The organism is Streptomyces sp. NPDC005496, from assembly GCF_042872045.1.
Classification (GTDB): domain Bacteria; phylum Actinomycetota; class Actinomycetes; order Streptomycetales; family Streptomycetaceae; genus Streptomyces.
The window spans coordinates 782,015-801,911 of sequence record NZ_JBIAJQ010000003.1; the positions used below are offsets into that span (position 1 = coordinate 782,015).

A 19,897-nucleotide genomic window follows, 5' to 3' on the forward strand; every position below is an offset into this window, starting at 1 on the left:
CCGGGACGGCAACTCGTCTCTGAATCGCGGTCGTTGTCCGGCCCGCCCGTCAACCGCGGGCGAGCCGTGTCCCGTTCAGCCTCGCGTCAGAGCTTCTCGACCGGCGCGTACCGCAGCAGCAGCCGCTTCGGCTTCGGTTCGCCGAAGTCGACCGTCGCCTCCGCGTTGGCGCCCGTGCCCTTCACGCCGACGACCGTGCCGAGGCCGAACTGGTCGTGCGTGACCCGGTCACCGACGGCCAGCGAGACCACCGGCTTCTCGGCGACACCGCGGCGCGTCGCGAAGCCGGACGCGCCCGAGGCCGCGGACCGCGAGCGCGACGAGGAGAGCGACGCCGCCACCCCCGAGACCGGCCCCGAGGACACCGGTCCCATGGAACCCGTGCGCTTCCACTCCAGATGCGCGTCCGGGATCTCCTCCAGGAAGCGCGACGGCGGGTTGTACGACGGCTGGCCCCAGGCGCTGCGCATGGAGGACCGCGTCAGATAAAGCCGCTCCCGCGCGCGGGTGATGCCGACGTACGCCAGGCGCCGCTCCTCCTCCAGCTCCTTGGTCTGGCCGAGTGCGCGCATGTGCGGGAAGACGCCGTCCTCCATGCCCGTGAGGAAGACGACCGGGAATTCGAGGCCCTTGGCGGTGTGCAGGGTCATCAGGGTGATGACGCCGTTGCCGTCCTCCTCGTCGGGGATCTGGTCGGAGTCGGCGACGAGCGCGACCCGCTCCAGGAACTCGGAGAGGCTGCCCGCGGCCTCGCCCTCACCGGCCTCCTGCTCGAACTCCAGGGCGACGGCGGCGAGTTCCTGGAGGTTCTCGATGCGGGTCTCGTCCTGCGGGTCGGTCGAGGCCTGCAACTCGGCCAGGTAGCCGGTGCGTTCGAGGACGGCCTCCAGGACGGTGGCCGGACCGGCGCCGGACTCGACGACCGTCCGCAGGTCCTCCATCAGCGTGTTGAACCGCTTGACTGCGTTCGTCGAGCGGGCCGCCATGCCGTACGCCTCGTCGACGCGGCGCAGCGCCTGCGGGAAGCTGATCTTCTCCCGCTGGGCGAGGGCGTCGATCATGGCTTCCGCCCGGTCGCCGATGCCGCGCTTGGGCACGTTCATGATGCGGCGCAGCGGGACGGAGTCCTCCGGGTTCGACAGCACGCGCAGATACGCGAGGACGTCCCGGACCTCCTTGCGCTCGTAGAACCGGACGCCGCCGACGACCTTGTACGGCAGGCCGACGCGGATGAAGACCTCTTCGAAGACACGGGACTGGGCGTTCGTACGGTAGAAGACGGCGACGTCTCCCGCCTTGGCGTCGCCCGCGTCGGTGAGGCGGTCTATCTCGTCGGCGACGAACTGTGCCTCGTCGTGCTCCGTGTCGGCGACGTAGCCGGTGATGCGTGCGCCGGCGCCGGCGTTGGTCCACAGGTTCTTCGGGCGGCGGCTCTCGTTGCGCTCGATGACGGCGTTGGCGGCGCTCAGGATCGTCTGCGTGGAGCGGTAGTTCTGCTCCAGGAGGATCGTCGTCGCGTCCGGGTAGTCCTCCTCGAACTGGAGGATGTTGCGGATCGTCGCGCCGCGGAAGGCGTAGATCGACTGGTCGGCGTCACCGACGACGCACAGCTCGGCGGGCCCGAGGTCGCCCTCGGCGGGCGGCACGTCCACGGGGTGCTCGGCGGTGCCGACGAGCTCGCGGACGAGGGCGTACTGGGCGTGGTTCGTGTCCTGGTACTCGTCGACCAGCACGTGCCGGAAGCGGCGGTGGTAGTGCTCGGCGACGTCGGGGAAGGCGCGGAGCAGATTGACCGTCGTCATGATCAGGTCGTCGAAGTCGAGGGCGTTGGCCTCGCGCAGCCGCGACTGGTACATGGCGTAGGCCTGGGCGAGGGTCTTCTCGAAGCCGTCGGCGGCCTGGGCGGCGAAGTCCTCCTCGTCGATCAGCTCGTTCTTCAGGTTGCTGATCTTGGCGCTGAAGGACTTCGGCGGGAAGCGCTTCGGGTCGAGGTCCAGGTCGCGGCAGACCAGGGCCATGAGGCGCTTGGAGTCGGCGGCGTCGTAGATCGAGAAGGAGGAGGTGAAGCCGAGCCTCTTCGACTCGCGGCGCAGGATGCGGACGCAGGCGCTGTGGAAGGTCATCACCCACATCGCGTTGGCCCGCGGGCCGACGAGCTGCTCGACGCGCTCCTTCATCTCGCCCGCGGCCTTGTTCGTGAAGGTGATCGCGAGGATCTGGCCGGGGTGCACATGGCGCTCGCCCAGCAGGTACGCGATGCGGTGCGTGAGCACGCGGGTCTTGCCCGATCCGGCGCCTGCCACGATGAGCAGCGGGGAACCGGCGTGCACCACGGCCGCCCGCTGGTTCTCGTTCAGCCCGTCCAGCAGCGCCGCCGGGTCCACCGCGGGGCGCGCGGCGCCGTCGCGGTAGTACGCGTCCCTGCTCGGGGGCGCGTCGAAGCGGCCGCCGAACAGGTCGTCCGGGAGGTGCTCCGGCGTCCCGTCCTCGGGCGGCGGCGGGGGCTCTTCCTCGTGGGCCCCGGAGGGCTTGAGGTCCGCCAGGAAGCTGTCGTCAAAGAGGCTGCTCATCGCCTTCCGAGTCTAGGCCGCCCCACTGACACCCCGCGGCCACCTCGGGAACTCCGCCGCATTCCGGGACCGGCCCGCCGGTCACCGCCGCCCCGCTCCCCTCGTAGGCGCATCGCCCCCGCACCACTCGCCAGGCCCGCCGTCTTCCCGTACCCGGGCCGCCGCTTCGCCCCGTCGGGCAGCGTGCCGCTCCGTCCGGTGCCGCCCCCGCCGCCCGGCCGCTCTCGCCGTCCGGAACCACCCGGTCACCTGGGGTGACGGCCGGACGAGACGCACACCACGTCCGCCGAGGAAGGCGCACATGTCAGGACAATCAGTCGGAAAACGATCCGCGACGGCGGCGCGACCCGGTCCCCGCGAAAAAGGTCACGAAAACGTATCGGGCATATCGAACATCAACCTTCACAGAAGCCACACGCGTTGGCTAGCGTGCCGGTCAGGCCGCCCGACCCAACCGGCGAACGACGCCGGGCCGCGCGGCCTCCGCCGAGTCCGGCGCGCCCACGCGGCAACCGGAGCCGGGGACCCACCGACCTTGGGGTGAATCGGTCCGACCGCCTTGTCGGGCGCGGACCGTAGGGCAACCCTTCCGAACCACCCGCCCGAACCCGACAGCTAACTCGGTAGGCGGATCGTGGAAGGAGTCGCCTCTCTTGGCGTCGCATCGCAAATGGCGTCCTGCGGGAACGCGCGTAGCGGGTGTCCGGGCCCCGGGCCTCGCCACGGCGGCCCTCACGTCCGTGGCCCTGCTCTCGCAGACGGCGAACGCCGCGCCCTCGGCCGAACCCAGGCCGAGTCTCGAGGAAGTCCAGAAGAAGGTGGACGACCTCTACCACCAGGCCGAGACGGCCACCCAGAAGTACAACGCGGCCAAGGAGAAGAGCTCCAAGCAGCGCCAGCGCGTCGACACCCTGCTGGACGACGTGGCCAAGCGCACCGAGAAGCTCAACACGGCGCGCGAGGAGCTGGGTTCGTACGCCGCCGCCCAGTACCGCACCGGGGCCGCAGCCCCCGACACCGCGACCCTCCTGCTGGCGGACGACCCGCAGGACTACTTCGACCAGACCCAGCTCATGGGCCGTCTGACCAGCCGCCAGAAGGTGGCGGTGGACGACTACGTCACCGAGCAGGCGGCGACGGCGAAGAAGCGGGCGGAGGCCTCCGAGAGCCTGGAGAAGCTGACCACCTCGCAGCGGACGCTCAAGTCGACCAAGGCCGAGGTGCAGCGGAAGCTCGCCGACGCCCGCGGACTGCTCTCGAAGCTCACCGCCGAGGAGAAGGCGCGGCTCGCGGCGATCGAGGAGAAGAAGCGCGAGGAGGCCGACCGCAAGGCCGAGGAACTGGCCAGGCAGCAGGCCGCGCAGGAGGAGCGGAGCCGCGAGGAGACCGCCCAGCAGGACCAGGGCGACTCGGACGCCGGCGCGGGCGGCACGGCGGAGGACCCGGCGTACGCCACCACGGCCGACAAGGCCATCGCCTTCGCGCGGGCCCAGGTCGGCAAGCCGTACGTGTGGGGCGCGACCGGCCCGGACTCCTACGACTGCTCCGGTCTCACCCAGGCCGCCTGGAAGGCCGCGGGCGTCTCCCTGCCGCGCACCACCTGGGACCAGGTCGACGCGGGCACCACGGTCCCGCTCTCCGACATCAAGCCCGGTGACCTGGTCTTCTTCTACGACGACATCAGCCACGTCGGCCTGTACATCGGCAACGGCATGATGATCCACGCCCCGAAGCCGGGCGCGTACGTCCGCGAGGAGTCGATCTACTACGACGGCACCTCGTCGATCCACAGCGTGGTGCGCCCCGCGTAGGGGACGCCACCACGCCGGCACCCCCTCGCGTTCGTGTCCGGTACGGCCCCCGGGTCGCACCGGACACGGCCGCCGGGCCTGCCGATGACCATGGGGTCACGCCGGGCGCGGCCGTCGGGCCGGTCGGGGCGGTCGGGCCGGTCGGGCCGGTCGGGCCGGTCGCCCAGGGTTCCCCGGGCGGGCGCCGTCAGGTCCAGAGCACCGCGATGAAGATGTTCGCGACGGTCAGCAGGCCGACCGCGGCGAAGGCGCCCTTGTCGACCTTCTCCTCGTCGCGCTTCACGTAGACGAGCCCGAGGATCACGATCAGCAGGGCCAGCTTCACGCCGAGCTTGACGTTGTCGAGCGAGTTGTCGTCGGCTTGGTTGAGACCGACCAGCACGACTCCGGTGACCAGCATGGTGAGCGCGCCGTGCAGCATCGCGGGGACGAAGCGGGCCGTGCCCTGGCCCATCGCCTTCATCTGGGTGAGGAAGCCGCCGAGGAGCGCGGCGATGCCGATGATGTGCAGGCCGACGAAGAGATGGATGAGTACGTCCATGCGCCGGAGCCTAATCGGGGCCCCGCCGGCCGCCTCCACCAGCCCTCCCTCCGGCTCCGGTAGCCGTCTCCAGCGACCCGCTTCCGGCTCCGGCAGCCGTCCGGCCCCCCGGTCGGTCGCACCCCACGGGACCCACCCGCCGCAGTGTTCACCTCCGTCTCGGCGGTCACGCGACATCTCTCACGACCGCCCAGTGGGCTCATAGCACCAGGGTCTCGGGCCCCGTCGGAAAATCCCCGCTTCGGTCAGCACTCAGCGTCAAGCCGACGCCCACGGACCGGGAGCGCGGTCACATCCGGTCACCCGGCGGACCTCTCCCGCCACTTCCGCACATGGCGTCACCGGCCGCTCACGCTCAGGTTTAGCGTCCTCCCCCAGGTGACCGGCTCTCCACCGCCGCCCGGGCCAGGGGCGGCAACCGGTCGCTTCCGCCGAAAGGTCCGGCGGCGCCCCGCTCCCCCTGTGCGGGCCGTCGCCGGACGCGTCGCCGTGCCCCGCCGGGCGGCCGTGCGGAACGAGTCTTCGCGAAAGGATGTGTGCCCTCGTGGCATCGCACCGCAAGCCCAGACAACGCTCACTCGGCGGTCAGACGGCCCGCACCGCCGCCACCCTCGCCCTCGCGGGCGCGGCGACGGCCACCGCCTTCGAGGGGACGGGACACGCCGAACCGCAGCTCTCCCCGGCGCAGGTCAAGGCCAAGGTCGACAAGCTGTACCAGGAGGCGGAGGTCGCCACCGAGAAGTACAACGGGGCGAAGGAGAAGGCCGACAAGGGGGAGCGGCGGCTCAGGACGCTGCGCGACGAGGCGGCCCGCAGGACGGACCGCCTCAACTCGGCCCGGGACGCGCTGGGTTCGATCGCCACGGCGCAGTACCGCACCGGCGGCCTCGACCCCGCCGTGCAGCTCGCGCTGTCCGAGGACCCCGACCGGTACCTGGACGGGGCCGCCTTCGCCGAACGTGCGGGAAGCCGGCAGGCCGCGGCCGTGGCGCGCGTACGCAAGCAGCTGCGCGAGATCGAGCAGCTGCGGGGCGCCGCCCGCGTCGAGCTGACCTCCCTCAAGTCCCGGCAGGCCGAGCTCAAGCGGCAGAAGAAGACGGTCAACACGAAGCTGGGCGAGGCACGCCGGTTGCTGTCCCGGCTCACGGACGAGCAGCGGGCGCGGCTCTCGGCGGACGGCGGCGGCACCGGGCACGCCTCGCGGGCCGGCGCACGGGAGACGGCGGGCCTCCCGTCCGGCACCGGCACGAGTGCCACCCCGGCCAAGGCGCCCGGTTCCCGGGCGGCGGAGGCGGTCGCGTACGCCTATCAGAAGCTCGGCAGCCCCTACGTGTGGGGCGCCACCGGCCCCAACGCCTTCGACTGCTCGGGCCTCACCCAGGCCGCGTACCGCGCCGCGGGCGTGTCGCTGCCCCGCACGACGTACGCCCAGATCGGGGCCGGCCGGCGGGTCTCGCGCGCCGAACTCCAGCCGGGGGACCTCGTCTTCTTCTACTCGGGAATCAGCCATGTGGGCATCTACGTCGGAGGCGGCCGGATGATCCACGCCCCCAACCCGTCGGCGCCGGTACGACTGGCGCCGATCGACGAGATGCCGTTTGCGGGGGCTACGCGGGTGGTGTGAGGACCCCGTACGGCAGGCGGAGGATTCCGGCCGGACGCGGGTACGCGCTGATGGCATGGCCACGTTCGCGCGGTAGCGTCGACCGCAGACGCGCACCGTCCGTCGTGGTCCAGCGGCATCGCCGCCCGTCGCCGTCCGAGAGGTCCCGATGTCCCCTTCCCTGCTGCCGCTTCCGCCGCCCTGGCAGCTGCGGACCTGGCCGGACCGGTCGGCGCTGCTGGCCGACCGGGGGCGGGCCCTGGAGGAGTTGCGGGCGCGAAGCCTCGGGGTGCACCGGGTGCTGCTGCTGTGGCTGTTGTCGCTCGTGGCGATCATCGGGTGGGCGCTGCTGGTGCTGCCGCTCCAGCAGTTCGAGCAGGGTGATCCGACCCGCGTGGTGCTGGGGCCGATCTTCGCGATCCTCGGGCTCGCCTCGCTCGCCCCGCCCGTCGTCGCGGTCGCCGTGGCCGTCCGCCGCGACCGCCAGATCGAGCAACTCCTCGACGCCTGGCTGGTGTTGGACAGTCACCCGCCGACGGACGCCCGCCTGCGCTCCCCCGGCCTCAGCCTCTTCTGGCTGCTCTCGTCCACCGTCATGTGCGCGATCGGGCTGTGGGCGTCGCTCGCGGCGGTCTCAGGCGCCGAGCCGGGCCGCGACGCGCACAGCGACGTCGTCCTGGGGATGGGCATCGGGCTGATCCTGTGGCTGACGGGCCTGCTCGGGATCGCGAAGGCCGTACGCCACTACCGCTGGGTGCTACGGGTCCTGGGACCGGCGCCGGCCGCGACGCCCCGCTGACACCGCTCACCCCCGCCGACCCGGACGACCGGCGGGCCCCGACCGCCCTCGGCCCGCCGCAGCCCCGCGCCTTCCCCGGGTGCGGGCCCGCCGAGTACGGGCGCGTGACCACCGGGTACGGGCGCGAGAGGCCCGGTCGCTCACACCAGCCGGCGCGCCGTCGCCCAGCGGGTCAGCTCGTGCCGGTTCGACAGCTGGAGCTTCCTCAGCACCGCCGAGACATGGGACTCGACCGTCTTGACGGAGATGAACAGCTGCTTGGCGATCTCCTTGTACGCGTAGCCGCGGGCGATGAGGCGCAGGACCTCGCGCTCGCGCTGGGTGAGGCGGTCGAGGTCCTCGTCGACCGGCGGGGCGTCGGTCGAGGCGAAGGCGTCCAGGACGAACCCGGCCAGGCGGGGCGAGAAGACCGCGTCGCCGTCCTGGACCCGGAAGATGGAGTCCACCAGGTCGGTGCCGGTGATCGTCTTGGTGACGTAGCCCCGGGCGCCGCCGCGGATCACGCCGATCACGTCCTCCGCGGCGTCCGAGACCGAGAGCGCGAGGAAGCGCACCGGCTGCTCCGGGTCGGCCATCAACGGTGCGCAGCGGCGCAGCACTTCGACGCCTCCGCCGCCCGGCAGGTGGACGTCGAGGAGGACGACCTCGGGCCGGGTGGCCGTGATGACCGTGACCGCCTGGTCGACGTCGGCGGCCTCGCCGACCACCTCCACGCCGGTCCGCTCGGTCTCCCCGATCTCGGCCTGCACCCCCGTACGGAACATGCGGTGGTCGTCGACGAGCACGACCCGCGCCCGGCGCCCGCCCGCGGCCGGCCCGGCCGGTTCCGTGGGCTCGCCGGCCCCCGTGGCGCCCGCCTCGGCAGAACTTCCGGGTCCCGCGGGCCCCTTGGCCTCGTCCGGCCCGTTCACGTCGCTCATGACGTACTCTCCGCCCTCTCCATCTCCAGCTCGACCTCCGTGCCGCCGTCCGGCACCGCACGCAGCCGCGCCGTGCCGCCGTTGCGCTCCATGCGGCCGATGATCGATTCTCTGACGCCCATGCGGTCGGCGGGTATCGCGTCGAGGTCGAAGCCCGGGCCGCGGTCCCGCACGGACACGAAGACCGTCCTGCCCTCGACTTCGGCGAAGACCTGTACCGCGCCGCCGTCGCCACCGTACTTGGCGGCGTTCACCATCGCTTCCCGCGCGGCCTGCATCTGTGCGGCGAGGCCCTCGTCGAGCGGGCAGTCCCCGACGACGACGACCTCGATGGGGACGCCGTGCTTGTCCTCGACCTCCGCGGCGTTGCGCCGGACCGCCTCGGCGAGGGTGTCCGGTTCCTCCGCCTCGTCCTTGCCGGTGCCCTCCGGTTTGTAGAGCCAGGCGCGCAGGTCGCGCTCCTGGGCGCGGGCGAGCCGGCGGACCTCGCCCGCGTTCTCCGCGTTGCGCTGGATCAGGGTCAGGGTGTGCAGCACCGAGTCGTGGACGTGCGCGGCGACTTCCGCCCGCTCCTGGGCGCGGATGCGCATCAGGCGCTCCTCGGAGAGGTCCTGGGTCATGCGGACGAGATAGGGGCCCGCGAGGAGCGCTATGCCGACCAGGACGGCGAGCGCCGCCTGGAGGACGGAGCCGAGGTGGGCGGCGGAGCCCTGGAGCACGAATATGCCGGAGACGCCGGCGGTGACCAGCAGGACACCGGCGGCGGAGCGCAGCAGCGTCAGCGTGCGTCTGCGGCGGCCGACCTCCATCCAGCGGGCCCGGCGCGCGTTGTCCGCCTGGCGCCAGACCAGGGCGACACCGGCGCCGACGAGGACGGTCGGCCAGAGATACGCCTTGGCACCGCCGCCGAGATTCACGTTGCCGACGAAGACCAGGGCCACGACGACCATGAGCAGCAGCGCGACGATCTGGCCCCGGTCCGGCTTGCGGGCGACCAGTCTGCGCCGGCCGTCGGGCGCGGGCTCGGTGGTGACCGCAGGGGGGCGCCCGGCGTCGACGCCGCCGACTCCCAGCGGCACGAAGAACCAGAACGCCGCGTACAGCAGCGCGCCCAGGCCGTCCGCCATGAACAGGCCGACGAACATCAGCCGCAGCCACACGACAGGCAGCCCGAGATGCCCGGCGAGCCCCCGCGCCACGCCACCGAGCCAGCGTCCGTCGCTGCTGCGGTAGAGCTTGCGCGGCGGCCGCGGACCCTCGAGCGGGGCGAGTGGCACTGCTGCGGCTTCCGGCATGCCATCGATGTTCACACGCCCGGCGGACCGGGGCATCAGGGTCGGCCCCCGAGACTCCCCTGATCTTCGAAGGACCGGCGTCCGAACGCTTCCCCCCGGCCTCGTCAGGGACGATCTCAGGGTCGGGCCAGGGTCATCCCGACTCCCCTCACGGCCCCTCGCCCGTCACCATGGACCCATGACAGATCACCAGCACGCGGCGGCACCGGATCCCGGTCCGGGCCCGGGCGCCGGAGCGGCCGGCCCCGGCCCCGCCGGCGAGCCGCGCGCGCACGGGGCGCACGGAGGAGCGGCCCCGCCCGGCCCCCCGCACCGCTTCCGGCGCGACCGCCGGCAGAAGATGCTGGGCGGGGTGTGCGCCGGGCTCGGGCGGCAGTGCGAGATGGACCCGGTGATCTTCCGGATCGTGCTGGCGGTGCTCGCCGCGACCGGCGGCCTCGGCCTCATCTTCTACGGCTTCGTCTGGCTGTTCGTCCCGACCGACGACGACGAGGAGAACGAGGTACGCAAGCTGCTCACCGGCCGCGTCGACGGCCAGGCGCTGGCAGCGGTCCTCTTCGCCCTGGTCGGCTGCGGCGTCTTCCTCTCCATGCTGCACAACGGCGGGGTGCTCGCCTTCGCCGTGATACTGGCCATCCTGCTGGCGGGCGCCGGGTACTGGTCGCAGCAGCGCGGCGACCCCGATCCCGACCCGCTCGCCGCGCAGGCCGCGGCCGACGCCCCGCCCGAGGCCAAGGCGCCCCCGGTGCCGTACGCGTACCCGTCCTGGTGGCGCGACCCGATCGTCAAGGACGGCACGCATGTCGGCGGCACGGGCTATCTGTGGGGTCCCCCGGACTCCCGGGACCGGGACATAGCGGCTGCGGTGAACATCGCGCGCGGCACGTCCCGCAGCCACATACGCGTGTCCCAGGAGCCGCAGCCGCGCGGCCCGCGCTGGATCGGCGGCTGGGTGTTCCTGACCGCACTGGTCGCGGGCGCCCTCGGCACGGGGCTCACCTGGGACGACCACGCGCTCGGCACCAGCGTGCAGACCGGGCTCGCCTGCGCGCTCGTCGTCTTCGGCGTCGGCATCGCGGTCAGCGCCTTCCTCGGCCGTACGGGGGCCGGTTCGGTCTTCCTCGCCGTCGTCACCGCCGGGTTGCTGGCCTGCGCCGCGGCTCTCCCCGGCGACATCAGCACCCACTGGGTCCGCACCACGTGGACCCCGGCGGCGGTCTCCGACGTACAGCGGACCTACGACCTCGGCACCGGTGTCGGCACCCTGGACCTCAGCGGCCTCGACCTCGCCAAGGGCCAGACGGTGTCCACGCACGCCGAGGTCGGCGTGGGCCGGCTGAAGGTGGTGGTCCCCGACGACGTGACCGTGCGGCTGGACATCGAAGTGGGTGTCGGCGACATCCAGTTGCCGGGCGACGACAGCAAGGACGTGGACGTGCAGCCGGGCAGGAACAAACATGTGACGCTCCCCCCGGCCACGGGCGGCAAGAGCGCGGGCACGCTCGACCTCCAGCTGGAAGTCGGCGCCGGACAGGCGGAGGTGGCCCGTGCTACGTCATGAGTTCCAGCCGGGAAAGCTGATAGCGGGCTGCTTCCTGGCCCTCGCGGGCGTCGTCTACGCCGGTGACGCGGGCGGCCTGTGGGAGACCCCGTGGTTCGCGGTGATCCCGATCGTCGCGGGCGGCCTGTGCCTGGCGGGCGCGGCGGCGTTCCTGACGAGCGCGCTGCGCCGACGCCGCTCGTCCAGAGCGGAGCGGGCCCCTTCTGAAGCGGGGGCGTCCCGCTGACGGGGCGGCCTTATGAGTAGACGCCCGCGCGGCGGCGCCTGGCGCGAAGGGCGGCGTCCACGGACAGGACCGCGGCGCCGGCGAGGACGAGAGGCAGCCAGGCCATCAGGTACGCCAGGTCGTTGCCGTAGTAGTAGGGATCGGAGGCCCAGCTCACCGTCAGCCAGAGGCTGAGGGAGATCAGCGCGCCGCCGAGCGCGGCGAGGCGGGCCAGCAGACCGAGGAGGGTGCCGATGCCGACGGCCAGCTCGCCGAAGGCGATGGCGTACCCGAAGCCGACGGGGTTGTTGAGAGCCAGGTCGACGAGGGCGGGGATCGCGGACGAGTTGCGGGCGGCGCGCATCATGTCGCCGATCGAACCGGCTCCGGCGTCCTTCATGAAGGCGCTGTCGGTGAGTTTGTCGAGACCGGCGTAGATGAAGGTGACGCCGAGGAAGACGCGCAGGGGGAGCAGGGCGTAGCGCGTGGCGGAGTCCCGCCACGTCCGGTCTCCCTCGGGATACGTGCTGTCGTGCGTGTCCGGACGCATGCCGTGAGTCATCGCTGCCGCCGCCTCTCGCCCCACCATGCCGTTGACCCCTCAACAGACCATACGTACGCCACGCTCCCCCCGCTCACCCCACCAAGGGAGCCCCCACACGAGACGGCCCCTGTCCCGACCCCCGAGGCCCACCTGCCCGGCGGGCCTCTACAGGGACCCACCAAACTCGGCGCCTCCGAGACACCGCACCCCGTTGGGAACACGCCCACTCCCCCACGCACACCAGCGCCCACCGCCACGGCCGACGCCGAGGTAGAACGGCAAACCGGCGCCAACGGGGTGCCACCCGGGTGGGGCCCACTCCAAATCGGCTGCATCGGCACCGGCGCCACGGCTGAGGTCGGGGTAGGTCGGCGACCCCGGCGCCAACGGGGAGCCGCCTGCGCCCACCCTCCCCCACTCTCGGCTCCGCTCGAGCGGGGGGACCCCCATCGCCCCGAGCGGCACGCATGCCCGCAGCTAGGTCCACCGGGCTCGCGCCCCGCAGCTCAACCACCCACGACCGCAAGCCGCCCTGCGACCGAAGGGGCCGTGCCGGTACATCAAATGGCCGTCGAGACGGGGACGTACGCAACCGAGGAACGCTGGTAACGGACGCCGACACCAACTACCGACGGCCGGATGTACCGGCACGGCCCCGACCCACCCACCGGACGGAAAGCGTCCGACGCCCACAAGGCCGGACACCGCGCCCGCTCAGTCCGTCACGTCGATGGTGCAACGGTTCGTCTCCACTCCCGCCGCGGTGACCACCTGCACCTCCACCCGTCCCGGTTCCACATCCACCGGCACCGGCACCGTCAGCACCGCGTCCGTCGGGTTGCTGAAGCCTCCGGGCACCGGAACCAGCGGCACGTGGACGTTGACCGGCCCGATCCGGACGACCATCCGGGACAGCCGGTCCGCCGTCCCCGCCCCCGGCGGCACGAACCCGGCCCCGCGGATCTCGATGTCGTCCCCCGTACGGATCGGCGCGTCCAGATCCCCCGCCTCCCGCGCACGGACGACCGACAGAATCACCGGGCGCCCACCCTCCGCGTACTTCCCCGCGACATACGTCGCCGCCGAGACGAGCACCAGCACCGCCAGCCCCCACGGCAGATCGGGCAACTGCTCCGGCCGCCGGGCCAGCCGTACCACCGCGAAGACCAGCGCGACGGCACCGACGACCACGTACTGGATGTCGGCGAAGCTCCCGCGCCCCGAGTCGTCGGTGAGCAGATCGGCGGCCCGGGGACGATCGGCCCGCACCTTCTGCAGACGCTGCCCGAGCACCCGCAGCCCCACCACACGCCGCACGAGCACAGCGATCCCGCACACCACGGCGACGACGGTCACCACACCCGCGCCCCGGGCGAGTTCGAGCCCGGAGATGAGCCGGTCCCGCTCGGCGTGCCCGGACGCGAGGGCCAGCTGCCCCACGAGGACGAGAACGGCGTACACCACGAGGACGACCCAACTCGCGGCCACCGCACGGGAGGTGGAGAGCCGGTTGTCCTCGCCGACGACAGGGGCGAGGACCCCGCCCCGCGCCCGGTGGAAATACCCCGCACCGGTCAGCAGCCCGCCCACGAGAACCGCGGCCACCAGCCCTGAGGTCCGCGCGGGCGACCACCCCGCGCCGATCGCGGTCAGCGCCTGCCCAAGGAGCAGTACGCCGACGACACCCCAGACGGCGAACGCGGTACGGCGCCACAGCCGCGCCAGCCAGGCCTCGCCCTCGACGCGTCCGCGCTCGGCGACGAGGGCCGCCGACTGGGTCAGCTCGTCCGAGACCCACTGCCGGGACGCGGTGACGGAGTGCGCGACCGCGGCGGGCAGCCCCTGCCCGGCCGCGAACTCGTCGCGCTTGGCGAGGAATTCGGCGACCGCGCGCCGGTGCCCCTCGCGGGCGCCGTGCGGACAGTCCCCGCACGTGCAGCCACCGTCGTGGCCCTCGCGCCCGGAAACCGGCCCCGACCCCCACCCGGACCGGAACCCGGAACCCGCCCCGGCGCCGTGCCCGGACCCGGAACCCGAACCAGCCCCGTACCCGTACCCAGAACCCGCCCCGGCGCCGTACCCAGCCCCAGAACCCGCCCCGTACCCGGCGCCCGACCCGGCCCCAGAACCCGCACCAGACCGCGAGCCCGTACCGGCCCCGCCCCCCGAACCAGCTCCCGAGCCGGCCCCCGCGCCGGCCCCCGAACCCGCGCCGGCGCTCGCCCCCGAGCCGGCCCCGACCCCGGCCCCGGCCCCGGAACCCGACCCCGACCCCGACCCGGTTCCGTCGCCGCGCTCCCCGCCCTGTCTCGCCTCCTGCACCGCCACGCCCGCTGCCGCCTTCCCCGCAACAAAGAGAGGTCCCGCAGGTTCCTGCGAGTCCCACGAGATCCCCGAGGACCTCGCGTCACATGCTCCCGCGTCGCCGGGCCTCCCGTACGCCTGACTGCCGTACAACTGCGTGACAACTGCCCCGCGACGACGACGCATTGTGCCGCACGGAACACGGTCCGCGTTCGCCGGGTGTGGTCAGCGAGGGTGAGACGCCGGGCTCCGTGTTGACCCGGCTGGGAGAATTTCCGTATGGCCGAGATCATCCAGCGCGACGGGACCTGGGCGTTCGACGGCAGCACGGTCCGCATCACCCCGGGACTGCACCGCTCCGTGCCGCTGTTCCGGCAGACGTACGGAGAGATCACGGTGCCGCTGGAGGCGGTCGCCGGGATCGTCCTCGAACCGGAACGCAGGCGCGGGCGGCTCCGGTTGAGGCTGCGCGAGGGCGCCGACCCCCTGCTCCAGGCGACGGGGGGCCGGCTCCCGGAGACGGCGGACCCGTACCGCCTGGCCGTGGACGTCGACCGGGCGGGCATCGCGGAGTACCTCGCCGAGGAGATCCGCCGGGCCCTGCTGCTGGAGCAGATCCCGAAGGAACCGGCCGAGGCGTACCTGCTGCCGGGGCCGCAGGTCCCGGTGTCCGTCCGTTCCAGCGACGGCACGGTCTCCTTCGACGGCGGCCGGGTGCGGATCGACTGGGCGGACACGTCCGACCGGGTCAAACGGGCGACGGGCCCCAGGATCATCGGGGTCGGGGACGTCGTCCAGGTCGAGTGGCTGCCCAACTCCGGTCACGGGGACGGCTTCCTGCGGTTCGTGACCCGTGAGGCGGTGTACTCGAAGCTGCCGCCGGAGAAGGACCCGTACGCGCTCGACCTGTGGGGCAGCACGCGCCGGGACTGCTCACGGCCTTGGTGGCGGCCGCGGTCACCGCGCGGTTGCCGCACCCCTCCACGCACCCCTCCACCCACGAGGGCGAGCACACGGGCCACCCCCGGCCGGCGACCGTCTTCCCGCCCTCGGCGGATCACCACGACGTACTCCTGCGCAGGCTGCGGGAGTTGGGCGAGCTGTACCGCGACGGCGTGCTGACGGACGAGGAGTTCGCGGCGACGGGGCGGCCGTACTCCGGGACTTCTAGCCCACCCCCGGTGTCTCCCCGCCCCACCTCGCGCAGCCCGACCACACGCCCCCGCACCACCTCGCCCCGCGCAGCCCCAGTACCCGCGGTCGCCCCCTGCCCGCAGCGCCCCGCGCAGCCCGACTACGCCCGCCCCTGCCCGCAGCGCCCCGCCGCTAACTCAGCAGATCCGGCTCGCTGCGGCTGATGTCCGTCCACAGGGGTTGGTAGTTGATCCAGGCCACCAGGTCGCCGCCGAGCTGCTCGCGGGTCGCGACCGCCTGCCTGTGGTCGATGACGATCGGCCGTCCCGCCGCCCGCGCGGTGAGCTGGACCTGGCAGGACCGCTCCATGGACAGGAACCACCAGGCCGCCGCGTCCACGGAGTCGCCGACGGTCAGCAGGCCGTGGTTGCGCAGGACGAGCGCCTTGCGGCTGCCGAGCGCGGAGGCGATCCGGCGGCCCTCCTCGGCGTCGACGGCGACGCCGGTGTAGCTGTCGTACAGCGCGTGGTCCTCGTAGAAGGCGCAGGACTCCTGCGTGATGGGGTCGAGCAGGTCGCCGAGCGCGGCCACGGCCCGTCCGTGCACGGAGTGGCAGTGGGCGACGGCGACCACGTCCGGGCGGGCGGCGTGCACCTGGGCGTGGACGGTGAACGCCGCCTGGTTCACGTGGTACCTGCCCTCGATCACCTGCCCGTCCTGGTTGGCGAGGACCAGGTCGCTCACGGTGACGTGCTTGAAGGGCATCCCGAACGGGTTGACCCAGAAGCAGTCGCTGTACTCCGGGTCGCGGGCGGTGATGTGGCCGGAGACCCCGTCCTCGAATCCGAACCGCCCGAAGATCCGCAGCGCGCCCGCCAGCCGCTCCTTGCGGTGGCGCCGCTCGTCCTCCAGCGACTCGTGCATCGGCGGCATGGCGAACCGCAGCCGGTCGGTGGGTACGGGCAGGGGCGGCTTGGGCCCGTGCATATGTCCTCCAGCACTGGCGTGTTCGGTACGGAGCGGAAGTTACCCGCGGTCAGCGCAGGAGAACAGGGCCGTTCCGGGAAGAGAGTGCACAACCGTTACGCGAGATGTCCCGACCGTCGGGTACCCGCGCGGCGACCCCCGAATACCCGACAGCAGGTGTCCGGTATGGGGACGAGACTTGTCGTATGACAGGTACCACGTCGAACTGGGCGGCCTTCGCCGCCGCCGAACCCGAACTCGCCCGGACGGCGGAGGCCCGCTTCGGAGCCTTCACCCACCACATCCTGGCCACCCTCCGCAAGGACGGTTCGCCCCGCACCACCGGGATCGAGGTGCGCTTCCTGGACGGCGAGCTGTGGCTCGGCATGATGCCGGGCTCGCTCAAGGCGCTCGACCTGCGCCGCGACCCGCGCTTCGCGCTCCAGGCGAACCCGGGGCCGGGGACGGACATGGCAGGCGGCGACGTGCGGGTCGCCGGTCGGGCCGTCGAGGTGCGGGACCCCGAGGTCGTGGGGCGCTACACCGAGGCGGTGAACCCGCCGGGCCCGGAGGCGTTCCACCTCTTCCGCACCGAGCTGACCGAGGTCGTGCGGACGTGCGTGGAGGACGACACGTACCTGGTGGTGCGGATCTGGCGGCCGGATTCTCCGCTGCGGACCTTCAAACGCACCTGACCACCGCGGACCACCGGACGCCGCAACCGCCACGGACCGTCCGACGCCCCGACCACTGCGGACCGTCCGACGCCCTCGCCCCGTCGCGGACCGTCAGAAGCCCCCAACCGCCACGGACCGCAGACGCACCTGACCGCGCCGGTCCGCACCCGGACGCACGAGAAGGGGCGCCGTCCGGTCCGGACGGCGCCCCTTCTCAGCTCTCCCCCGGCACGCCGGGCGCTCACGCCGGCCGGTGGCCGACGGGGAGGGCTACTCCCACTCGATGGTGCCCGGCGGCTTGGAGGTCACGTCGAGGACGACACGATTGACGTCCGCGACCTCGTTCGTGATCCGGGTCGAGATCTTCGCCAGGACGTCGTACGGCAGCCGCGACCAGTCCGCCGTCATGGCGTCCTCGGAGGAGACGGGGCGCAGCACGATCGGGTGGCCGTAGGTCCGGCCGTCGCCCTGGACGCCGACGGAGCGGACGTCCGCGAGCAGGACCACCGGGCACTGCCAGATGTCGCGGTCGAGGCCCGCCTTGGTGAGCTCCTCGCGGGCGATGGCGTCGGCGTGCCGGAGCAGGTCGAGCCGCTCCTTGTTGACCTCGCCGACGATGCGGATGCCGAGGCCCGGGCCGGGGAACGGCTGCCGCTGGACGATCTCGTCAGGCAGGCCGAGCTCCTGGCCGACCATGCGGACCTCGTCCTTGAACAGCTTGCGCAGCGGCTCGACGAGCTGGAACTCGATGTCCTCGGGGAGGCCGCCCACGTTGTGGTGGGACTTGATGTTGGCGGTGCCGGTGCCGCCGCCGGACTCGACGACGTCCGGGTAGAGGGTGCCCTGCACCAGGAAGGCGACGTCCTCGCCCTCCGCGGCCTCGGCGATGATCTCCGCCTGGGCCTGCTCGAAGACCCGGATGAACTCGCGGCCGATGATCTTCCGCTTCTCCTCGGGGTCCGAGACACCCTTGAGTGCGGTGAGGAAGCGCTCCTCGGCGTCGACGACCTTCAGCTGGACGCCGGTGGCCGCGACGAAGTCCTTCTCGACCTGCTCGGTCTCGCCCTGGCGCATCAGGCCGTGGTCGACGTACACACAGGTCAGCTGGGAGCCGATGGCCTTCTGCACGAGGGCCGCGGCGACCGCGGAGTCCACGCCGCCGGACAGGCCGCAGATGGCGCGCTTGGTGCCGACCTGCTCGCGGATGAGCGCGACCTGCTCCTCGATCACGTTGCCGGTCGTCCAGCTCGGCGTGAGGCCCGCGCCGCGGTACAGGAAGTGCTCCAGCACCTGCTGGCCGTGCGTGGAGTGCATGACCTCGGGGTGGTACTGGACCCCGTACAGCTTCTTCTCGTCGTTCTCGAAGGCCGCGACCGGGACGACGTCCGTGGAGCCCGTGACCGTGAAGCCCTCGGGGGCGGCGGAGCAGGCGTCACCGTGGGACATCCAGACCGACTGCTCGTCCGGGGTGCCCTCGAAGAGGGTGGAGCCGGACTTCGAGACGTGCAGCGGGGTGCGGCCGTACTCGCGGGCGCCGGTGTTGTCGACGGTGCCGCCGAGGGTCGTGGCCATCAGCTGGAAGCCGTAGCACATGCCGAAGACGGGGACCCCGGCCTCGAAGATCGCGCGGTCGAGGCGGGGGGCGCCCTCCGCGTACACCGACGAGGGACCGCCGGACAGGATGATCGCCGCCGGGTTCTTGGCGAGGATCTCCTCGACCGGCATGGTGCTCGGCACGATCTCGCTGTAGACCCGGGCCTCGCGGACGCGGCGGGCGATGAGCTGGGCGTACTGCGCGCCGAAGTCGACGACCAGGACGGTGTCGGGGCTGGCGGCAGCGGAGGGTGCTGATGGCACGGTTTGCCTTCCGGCGGTCTACGGGGTCTGTACCTCCGATTCTAACGGGCCCGCGGAGAACCCCTCCCGTCCCCGGAAGCACCGCCCAAGCCCCCCGTTCCGGGCCCGTGACGCCCGGTCTCGCGAGCTGAGATCCCGCCCGGCCGGGCTTGGACCGCCGTGTTCCCGGGGTGCATACTGCACGCATGCTCTCGCACCAGACCTTCGTCTTTACCTATGGCAACCGGCCCACCGGCTGCCATGGTCGTGCTGCTTGAGCCACTGACAAGCGACATCCCAGGCGCCCCGGGCCGACAAGGCCCGGGGCGTCTGGCGTTTCCGGGTCCTGCCGCCCCGGGGCACCTCTTCCGAGAAGGAGCCCCACCATGGCCGACGTACTGGACAGGACCGGCGCCCGCACCGACGAGGCCGCCGGTGTCATCACCGGTGCCCGTGAACGCATCGACGCCCTGGACGACCGGATCATCGGGCTCGTCCAGGAGCGGATGGCCGTCTCCGCGGTGATCCAGGAGGCGCGGATCACCTCCGGCGGCCGCCGGGTGAATCTCTCCCGCGAGATGGAGATCCTCGGTCACTACAGGGACGCGCTGGGCAAGCCCGGCACCTCACTGGCGATGCTGCTGCTGGAGCTGTGCCGGGGCCGCGTCTGACGCCGTCCGCGCCCCGCTGCCACGGGCGTCCGGTGCACCTACGTTCGTATGCCCTCTCACCCGTACGGCGCGTGACCGGGGCGGCGCGGGCTTCGTTGTCCCCGGTGTCCGTGCCAGCCAGGGGCGGGCCCGAAAGAACCACGCGTGGCTCCGTTGGGGCGATGAGACGTGCGGATCGTGCCGTGCGTCGTGGGACCTCGTCCCAGGACTGTGACCGGACGGCAGGGGACAGCAGCCCGGTCACTCCAGAGAACGGTCGGCTCCGGGGACGCCCGGGGCCGGCCGGCGGAATCCTCCCGAGGGTGGCGCAACGGTTGCGGAGGCCGCGGCCCACCCAGCACGATGCGGGAACAGCCCCACGTCCCACAGCAGACAACAGCATCGTTTTCGTACGGCGGCGCGACCCCCCGGCGCCGCTTCTCAGGCACCGGCGCTGCCCTGACGCCGGTGCTGACGAAGG

15 protein-coding genes, 1 pseudogene and 1 riboswitch are annotated in these 19,897 nt (G+C 72.6%); of the genes and pseudogenes, 8 read left to right on the forward strand and 8 right to left on the reverse strand.

The window, feature by feature from the left end:
- Window positions 1-86 precede the first annotated feature (86 nt).
- A complete protein-coding gene (pcrA, locus tag ACFYQQ_RS12140; RefSeq protein ID WP_355784833.1) occupies window positions 87-2,570 on the reverse strand; it encodes a DNA helicase PcrA in 2,484 nt (827 codons plus the stop codon).
- Between the two features lie 488 nt (window positions 2,571-3,058).
- Window positions 3,059-3,216: riboswitch (cyclic di-AMP (ydaO/yuaA leader) on the forward strand.
- A gap of 7 nt (window positions 3,217-3,223) precedes the next feature.
- Between pcrA and ACFYQQ_RS12145 the strand changes: the two genes are divergently transcribed.
- A complete protein-coding gene (locus tag ACFYQQ_RS12145; protein ID WP_355784830.1) occupies window positions 3,224-4,381 on the forward strand; it encodes an NlpC/P60 family protein in 1,158 nt (385 codons plus the stop codon).
- 187 nt (window positions 4,382-4,568) lie between these two features.
- Here the strand turns inward: ACFYQQ_RS12145 and ACFYQQ_RS12150 are convergent, their stop codons facing one another.
- On the reverse strand, window positions 4,569-4,922 hold the full coding sequence (locus tag ACFYQQ_RS12150) for a hypothetical protein (protein WP_355793761.1): 354 nt from the start codon (window positions 4,920-4,922) through the stop codon (window positions 4,569-4,571).
- A gap of 544 nt (window positions 4,923-5,466) precedes the next feature.
- Here ACFYQQ_RS12150 and ACFYQQ_RS12155 point away from each other — a divergent pair.
- Window positions 5,467-6,546, forward strand: a complete 1,080-nt coding sequence (locus ACFYQQ_RS12155; RefSeq protein ID WP_355793759.1) for an NlpC/P60 family protein — start codon at window positions 5,467-5,469, stop codon at window positions 6,544-6,546.
- Window positions 6,547-6,694: 148 nt separating this feature from the next.
- On the forward strand, window positions 6,695-7,324 hold the full coding sequence (locus ACFYQQ_RS12160) for a hypothetical protein (protein WP_355793757.1): 630 nt from the start codon (window positions 6,695-6,697) through the stop codon (window positions 7,322-7,324).
- A 140-nt stretch (window positions 7,325-7,464) separates the two neighbouring features.
- Here the strand turns inward: ACFYQQ_RS12160 and ACFYQQ_RS12165 are convergent, their stop codons facing one another.
- Together ACFYQQ_RS12165 and ACFYQQ_RS12170 are read right to left on the reverse strand one after the other, a co-directional pair.
- Window positions 7,465-8,244: a response regulator transcription factor gene (locus ACFYQQ_RS12165; protein ID WP_355789556.1), complete on the reverse strand. Its 780-nt coding sequence runs from the start codon at window positions 8,242-8,244 to the stop codon at window positions 7,465-7,467.
- Entirely contained in the window at window positions 8,241-9,575 is a 1,335-nt protein-coding gene (locus ACFYQQ_RS12170) for a PspC domain-containing protein (RefSeq protein WP_355789559.1), read from the reverse strand. Before ACFYQQ_RS12170 ends, ACFYQQ_RS12165 begins: the two co-directional genes overlap by 4 nt.
- Before the next feature lie 142 nt (window positions 9,576-9,717).
- On the opposite strand from ACFYQQ_RS12170, the gene ACFYQQ_RS12175 reads away from it, so the two are divergent.
- Both ACFYQQ_RS12175 and ACFYQQ_RS12180 read left to right on the forward strand, forming a co-directional pair.
- On the forward strand, window positions 9,718-11,100 hold the full coding sequence (locus tag ACFYQQ_RS12175; RefSeq protein WP_355789562.1) for a PspC domain-containing protein: 1,383 nt from the start codon (window positions 9,718-9,720) through the stop codon (window positions 11,098-11,100).
- On the forward strand, window positions 11,087-11,326 hold the full coding sequence (locus ACFYQQ_RS12180) for a hypothetical protein (RefSeq protein WP_355789565.1): 240 nt from the start codon (window positions 11,087-11,089) through the stop codon (window positions 11,324-11,326). The genes ACFYQQ_RS12175 and ACFYQQ_RS12180 overlap by 14 nt, the downstream gene beginning before the upstream one ends.
- Before the next feature lie 10 nt (window positions 11,327-11,336).
- Here the strand turns inward: ACFYQQ_RS12180 and ACFYQQ_RS12185 are convergent, their stop codons facing one another.
- Window positions 11,337-11,867, reverse strand: coding sequence for a DoxX family membrane protein (locus tag ACFYQQ_RS12185; RefSeq protein WP_355789568.1), 531 nt, complete (start codon window positions 11,865-11,867; stop codon window positions 11,337-11,339).
- Between the two features lie 696 nt (window positions 11,868-12,563).
- Window positions 12,564-14,177 (reverse strand): hypothetical protein, encoded by a 1,614-nt coding sequence (locus ACFYQQ_RS12190; protein WP_355782646.1) that lies wholly within the window; start codon window positions 14,175-14,177, stop codon window positions 12,564-12,566.
- Window positions 14,178-14,432: 255 nt separating this feature from the next.
- Here ACFYQQ_RS12190 and ACFYQQ_RS12195 point away from each other — a divergent pair.
- Window positions 14,433-15,324, forward strand: a pseudogene (locus tag ACFYQQ_RS12195) (DUF4429 domain-containing protein).
- Between the two features lie 155 nt (window positions 15,325-15,479).
- Here the strand turns inward: ACFYQQ_RS12195 and ACFYQQ_RS12200 are convergent.
- Window positions 15,480-16,274 (reverse strand): class II aldolase/adducin family protein, encoded by a 795-nt coding sequence (locus ACFYQQ_RS12200; RefSeq protein ID WP_355782643.1) that lies wholly within the window; start codon window positions 16,272-16,274, stop codon window positions 15,480-15,482.
- A 185-nt stretch (window positions 16,275-16,459) separates the two neighbouring features.
- On the opposite strand from ACFYQQ_RS12200, the gene ACFYQQ_RS12205 reads away from it, so the two are divergent.
- Window positions 16,460-16,948, forward strand: coding sequence for a pyridoxamine 5'-phosphate oxidase family protein (locus ACFYQQ_RS12205; RefSeq protein ID WP_355782640.1), 489 nt, complete (start codon window positions 16,460-16,462; stop codon window positions 16,946-16,948).
- 252 nt (window positions 16,949-17,200) lie between these two features.
- On the opposite strand, the gene guaA is transcribed toward ACFYQQ_RS12205, so the two are convergent.
- Window positions 17,201-18,787, reverse strand: coding sequence for a glutamine-hydrolyzing GMP synthase (gene guaA, locus ACFYQQ_RS12210; protein ID WP_355782637.1), 1,587 nt, complete (start codon window positions 18,785-18,787; stop codon window positions 17,201-17,203).
- A gap of 365 nt (window positions 18,788-19,152) precedes the next feature.
- On the opposite strand from guaA, the gene ACFYQQ_RS12215 reads away from it, so the two are divergent.
- Window positions 19,153-19,437, forward strand: coding sequence for a chorismate mutase (locus ACFYQQ_RS12215; protein WP_355782634.1), 285 nt, complete (start codon window positions 19,153-19,155; stop codon window positions 19,435-19,437).
- Window positions 19,438-19,897 lie beyond the last annotated feature (460 nt).

Coding starts and splice junctions, on each gene's coding strand:
- ACFYQQ_RS12160 (WP_355793757.1), top strand. CDS start 6,695: ATGTCCCCTTCCCTGCTGCCGCTTCCGCCGCCCTGGCAGCTGCGGACC.
- ACFYQQ_RS12200 (WP_355782643.1), bottom strand. CDS start 16,274: ATGCACGGGCCCAAGCCGCCCCTGCCCGTACCCACCGACCGGCTGCGG.
- ACFYQQ_RS12185 (WP_355789568.1), bottom strand. CDS start 11,867: ATGACTCACGGCATGCGTCCGGACACGCACGACAGCACGTATCCCGAG.
- ACFYQQ_RS12175 (WP_355789562.1), top strand. CDS start 9,718: ATGACAGATCACCAGCACGCGGCGGCACCGGATCCCGGTCCGGGCCCG.
- ACFYQQ_RS12165 (WP_355789556.1), bottom strand. CDS start 8,244: ATGAGCGACGTGAACGGGCCGGACGAGGCCAAGGGGCCCGCGGGACCC.
- ACFYQQ_RS12170 (WP_355789559.1), bottom strand. CDS start 9,575: ATGCCCCGGTCCGCCGGGCGTGTGAACATCGATGGCATGCCGGAAGCC.
- pcrA (WP_355784833.1), bottom strand. CDS start 2,570: ATGAGCAGCCTCTTTGACGACAGCTTCCTGGCGGACCTCAAGCCCTCC.
- ACFYQQ_RS12215 (WP_355782634.1), top strand. CDS start 19,153: ATGGCCGACGTACTGGACAGGACCGGCGCCCGCACCGACGAGGCCGCC.
- ACFYQQ_RS12150 (WP_355793761.1), bottom strand. CDS start 4,922: ATGGACGTACTCATCCATCTCTTCGTCGGCCTGCACATCATCGGCATC.
- ACFYQQ_RS12205 (WP_355782640.1), top strand. CDS start 16,460: ATGACAGGTACCACGTCGAACTGGGCGGCCTTCGCCGCCGCCGAACCC.